We start from the raw sequence: 5042 nt of genomic DNA, 5'->3' as shown, positions 1-5042 counted from the left end.
GGCCGTCGACGCCGGGCACGTGGACGGCGCGACGCTGCTGCTGGAACCGGGCCGCGCGCTGGTCGCCCCGGCCGGGGTGCTGCGCGCCCGGGTGCTGCGCGTGTCCCGCCGCCCGGGCGTGGACCACCGCCGCTGGGTGTACCTCGACGTCGGCCGCTACCAGGGACTCGCCGAGACCGAGGGCGAGGCGATCGCCTACCCGCTGCACGTGCCCGGGCGCAGCGGCCCGTGCGGACCGGTCGTCGTCGCGGGTCCCACCTGTGACGGCGACGACGTCCTCTACCGCCGCACCCCGGTCGCGCTGCCGCTGGATCTGGCCGCGGGCGACGTCGTCGACCTGCTCGGGGCCGGCGCCTACACCTCGAGCTACGCCTCGGTCGGGTTCAACGGGTTCGGCCCGCTCGAGGTGCTCGTCGCGGGGGAGGGGGCGTCACTCCCACATCCCGGTTAACGTGTCCGGACGTGTCATCCTCCACCTCGCCGATCATGTCCGTGCCCGCCGCCGCGGCCGGAGAACTGCATCCGACCGTCGGGCTCGGGACGGGCGCACCCGCGCTGCCCAGCACGTCGTCACCGGTCGGCAGACACGTCCTGGCCGAGCTCGGCGGCATCGCCCCCGAGATCCTCGACGACTGCGAACGCCTGCGCAGCGACCTGACCGCCGCGCTGACCGAGGCCGGGGCCCAGGTCCGCCAGGTGGTCGTCGAACGGTTCGAGCCGCAGGGGGCGACCGTCGTCGCGGTCCTGGCCGAGTCGCACGCCTCGATCCACACCTGGCCCGAGCACGGCGGCATGCACGTCGACGTGTTCACCTGCGGCGAGAGCGCCGACCCGGTCGACGCCGTGCGCCGCCTCGCCGAACGTGTCGGCGCGACCGACACCGCGCTGCAGGTCGTGGACCGCGGCGGCGCCCCGCGCACCGTCACCGAGCCCCTCTCGCCCGGCCTGACCCGGCGCTGGGACCTCGGCCGGGTCCACCACGTCGCGCACACCGGGTTCCAGCACGTCGTGGTCGCCGACACCGCGCACGGCGTCACCCTCTTCTGCGACGACGAGCGCCAGTCCACCGAGCACACCCAGCTCACCTACCACGAGGCGCTGGTGTGGCCCGGCGCCCTGCTGGCCCGCGAACTGGACCGGGTGCTGATCGTCGGCTCCTCCGAGGGTGTCGCGTCGGAGATGGCGGTCGCTGCCGGTGCGAGCCGGGTCGACCACGTCGACATCGACACCGAGGCCGTCCGGATCTGCGCCGAGCACCTGCCCTACGGCTACACCCCCGAGTCCCTCGCCGCGGCCGAGCGCGGCGACGGCCCGGTGCACCTGACCTACGGCGACGGTCGGCAGTTCGTCCTGGAATCCGACGAGCACTGGGACCTGGTGGTCGTCGACCTGCCCGACGAGCGCCCCGACGAGCCCGACGCCCAGATCAACCGGCTCTACGAGGAGGACTTCGTCCGCGCCTGCGCGCAGCGGCTCACCCCCGGCGGGGTCCTGGTGTTCCAGGCGGGCAGCCCGGCGGTGTGGCGGGACGCGACGCTGCGCTCGGCCTGGCAGCGCTTCGCCACCGTGTTCGGCGAGACCGGCGGGCGCGGGGTCTACATCGGCTGCGAGGAGCACGAGTGGGCCTTCCTCGCCGGTGTCCGCGAGCCCATGGACGACCCCGGCGCCGTCGCTGCCGGGCGGCTCGCGTCGATGCCGTCGCAGCCGGAGCTCTGGGACGCGACCGCGCTGCGGCACCGCCTGGTGGCACCGCTGTCGCTGCGCAGGCTCACCGACTGAGCGAGCCCCGCCCACGGTGCGTGACGGGCCGGGTCGTACCCGGCCCGTCACGTGCGCCGAACGGGGCGTAACCGGTCGGCGACGATGATCGTTGGTCGGTCAGGACCGGCGTGCCCACGCCGGCGACGTCCGACCGGAGGTCCGAGAGCCCGTGCGCCGTCCCCGTCCGTCCCGGTGGCTCGCCGTGGCGACCATGACCCTGCTGAGCTCGGCGGGGATGAGCGCCCTCGCGCCCGCGCAGGCGGAGGCGCCGACCACGTTCGCCGAGACCACGCTGTCCGCGCGCAACCTCGACACCGCCCCGGTCGGGCGCTTCGTCGCCCTGGGCGACTCCTACGCCGCAGGCCCGCTGGTCCCGGTGCAGCAGGGCACGCCGTCCGGGTGCCTGCGCTCCAACCAGAACTACCCGTCGGTGCTCGCGCGCTCGGCCGGCATCGGCCGCTTCACCGACGTGTCCTGCAGCGGCGCGACGACCGAGGACATGACCGCCCCGCAGCAGGTCCAGGCCGGCCCGAACCCGCCGCAGCTCGACGCCCTCGACGGCTCCGAGTCGCTGGTCACCCTGACCATCGGCGGCAACGACATCGGCTTCTCCGGGATCATCGGCGAGTGCGTCCGCCGCTCCTCGGCGAACCTGTTCGGCGCGGCCTGCAAGGACTTCTACACCGCGGGCGGCACCGACCAGCTCGCCGAGCGGATCGACGACACCGAGTCCAAGGTCTCCGACGTGCTCGCGACGATCCGCGACCGGTCGCCCGCCGCACGGGTCGCCGTCGTCGGGTACCCGTCGATCCTCCCGGACACCGGTCCCGGCTGCTACCCGGTCATCCCGTTCAGCCCGGGCGACACCGCCTACCTGCGCGAGACCGAGAAGAAGCTCAACGCGATGCTGGCCGACGCCGCCCGCGACGCCGGTGTCGACTACGTCGACACCTACACCCCGACCATCGGTCACGACGCCTGCACGCTGCCCGGCGTGAAGTGGGTCGAGGGCCTGGTCCCGACCTCGCCCGCCGCGCCGGTGCACCCCAACGCCCAGGGGATGCGCGCGATGGCCGCGGCCGCCGGTGACGTGCTCGGCATCCGGGTCGCCCGGCCCACCTCGCAGCCGGTCCCGGGGGCGACCAACCCGGTGCCGACCGAGTCGCTGCCGCCGCAGGCCCGCACCGCGAACTGAGGTAGGCACCTCCGGCACGCGGTGCGTGTCAGACTCGCACCGTGACGGGGACGGTCGAGCGGGGACGACGTCTGCCGGTGCCGGCCCGGTGGGGCGAGCTGCGGACGTGGGCGGCCGCGGTCGACCCGGGCCACACCCGGCTGCACCTGGCCGCGGTCGCGACCGCGGCGATGCTGCTGGCCGCGGTCGCCGCGAGCGTGCTGCGTGCTCTGACCGGGCAGCCGATCACGATCGTGCTGTTCTCCGTGGTGCTGGCGATGATCAGCAACCTGGCGGTGAACGAGAACGACCTGCGGCGACGGCGGGTCACCACCGCCCTGATGGTCGTGCCCGCCGCGGCGTCGGCGACGGTGTCCGCGCTGCTGTCGACGAACCGGGTCGCGGCCGACGTCGTGTTCGTCCTGGTCATGATGGTCGCCGTCGCGGTCAGGCGGTACGGGCCGCGCGGGGTCGCGCTCGGCATGGCGGCGTTCATGCCGTTCTTCTTCGTGCAGTTCCTGCACGCCGGCCCCGGCGAGCTGCCGTTCCTGCTGGCCGGGGTGGTGATCGGCATCGGCAGCACCTTCCTGCTGCGCTGCCTGGTGTTCACCCGCCGCTCCGAGGCCGTGCTGGATGCGCTGTTCCGGGCGTTCGAGGCGCGGCTGCACGCGCTGCTGCTCACCGCCGTCGAGGCGGTCGAGAACGCCGACGGCGAGCCCGACCTCGACCCGCTGGTGCGCGCCCAGGCCCGGCTCAACGAGACCGCGCTGCTGGTGACCGACCGGCTCGACGACACCGACAGCGGCACCGACACCGGCCCCGACGCCGTGGCCGGGCCCGTCGCGGGCCTGCGGCAGTGGATCGTCGACTCCGAGCTCGCCGCCGAACGGGTCGCCATGTCGGTCCGCCGGTCGGTCGAGCACCACGACCCGATCCCCGACGGCGACCGCGCCGAGCTGGCCGAGGGGTTGCGGGCCCTCGCCGCGGCCACCGCCGTCGGGACGCCCGGCGCGATCGCCGCCCGCCTCTACGACGGCGCACGGTCCGCCGTCGCCGACATCGTGGACCGGCCGGCCGGGGTCGGGCCCGCCGCGCGCGAGCAGCGCATCGGGTTCGCCGTCGTCCGGCTCGCCGACGCGATGCAGACCACCGTCGAGCAGGCCCGCCTGCGGATCGCCGAACACCACGACACCGACCGGGAGACCGCGGGCGGCGACCCGGCACCCGGGCCCGTCCCCGAACAGGTGCCGCCGCCGGCGGGCCGGGACCGGTTCGGCGGGCTCGCGCTGCACACCCGGCAGGCCGTGCAGGTCGGCGTCGCCACCAGCCTCGCGATCGTCGTCGGCGAGCTGATCTCCCCGGCCCGCTGGTACTGGGCGGTGATCGCCGCGTTCGTGGTGTTCGCCGGCACCGCCAGCCGCGGCGACGTCCTGAGCCGCGGCTGGGCCCGCGCGGTCGGCACCGCGGGTGGGGTCGTGGCGGGGATGCTGCTGGCACTGCTGGTGGGCGGCAACGTCGTCGCCAGCCTGGCGCTGCTGTTCGTCTGCGTGTTCCTCGCCCTGTACCTGGTGCGGATCTCGCAGGCGATGATGGCGTTCTGGATCACCGCGGTGCTGGCCCTGCTCTACGGAGTGATCGGCCAGTTCAGCGTGCAGACCCTGGTGCTGCGGGTCGAGGAGACGGTCGTCGGCGGCGCGCTGGGCATGCTCGCCGCCTACCTGGTCCTGCCCACCCGGTCGCGCACGGCCTTCGCCGAGGCCCTCGACGACGCCCTCACCGCCGTCGACGTCTCCCTGCGCACCTCGGTCGACGCGGCGCTGGGCCGCCCCGGCGCCGGTGACCCGCTGGAGAAGGCCCGCGCCGTGGACACCGCGGTGGCCACCGTGCGGACCCGCGCGGTGCCGCTGCAGCACCCCGTCGCCCGCAGGCCGCTGCGCCGCGGGGTGCACCACACCGTGCGGGTCGTCGGCGCCGTCGACCACTACACCCGCCAGCTCGCCGCCCAGGCCACGACCGCGTCGGTGCCCGGCTGGGCCGCGACCCTGGGCCCCGCGGCCGAGCGGGGCCGCGCCGACCTCGACCGCCTGCGTCGCATCCTCGACGACGC

General features: G+C 75.1%; 3 protein-coding genes and 1 pseudogene. All 4 read left to right on the top strand.

Annotated features, from left to right (window positions below):
* Positions 1-451 (top strand): annotated as a pseudogene (locus tag NH602_RS27935) (type III PLP-dependent enzyme); the annotation flags it as partial.
* Between the two features lie 11 nt (positions 452-462).
* Positions 463-1779: an adenosylmethionine decarboxylase gene (gene speD, locus NH602_RS27930; RefSeq protein ID WP_253069353.1), complete on the top strand. Its 1317-nt coding sequence runs from the start codon at positions 463-465 to the stop codon at positions 1777-1779.
* Positions 1780-1972: 193 nt separating this feature from the next.
* Complete coding sequence (locus NH602_RS27925; protein WP_218899171.1) at positions 1973-2956, top strand: SGNH/GDSL hydrolase family protein; 984 nt, start codon at positions 1973-1975, stop codon at positions 2954-2956.
* Positions 2957-2997: 41 nt separating this feature from the next.
* A partial coding sequence (locus tag NH602_RS32065) for an FUSC family protein (RefSeq protein ID WP_253069352.1) occupies positions 2998-5042 on the top strand: 2045 nt, incomplete at its 3' end.

Origin of the sequence: Pseudonocardia sp. McavD-2-B, from assembly GCF_024124365.1 — a bacterium.
Taxonomy (GTDB): domain Bacteria; phylum Actinomycetota; class Actinomycetes; order Mycobacteriales; family Pseudonocardiaceae; genus Pseudonocardia; species Pseudonocardia alni.
This window is presented reverse-complemented; position numbering and strand designations above follow the sequence as displayed.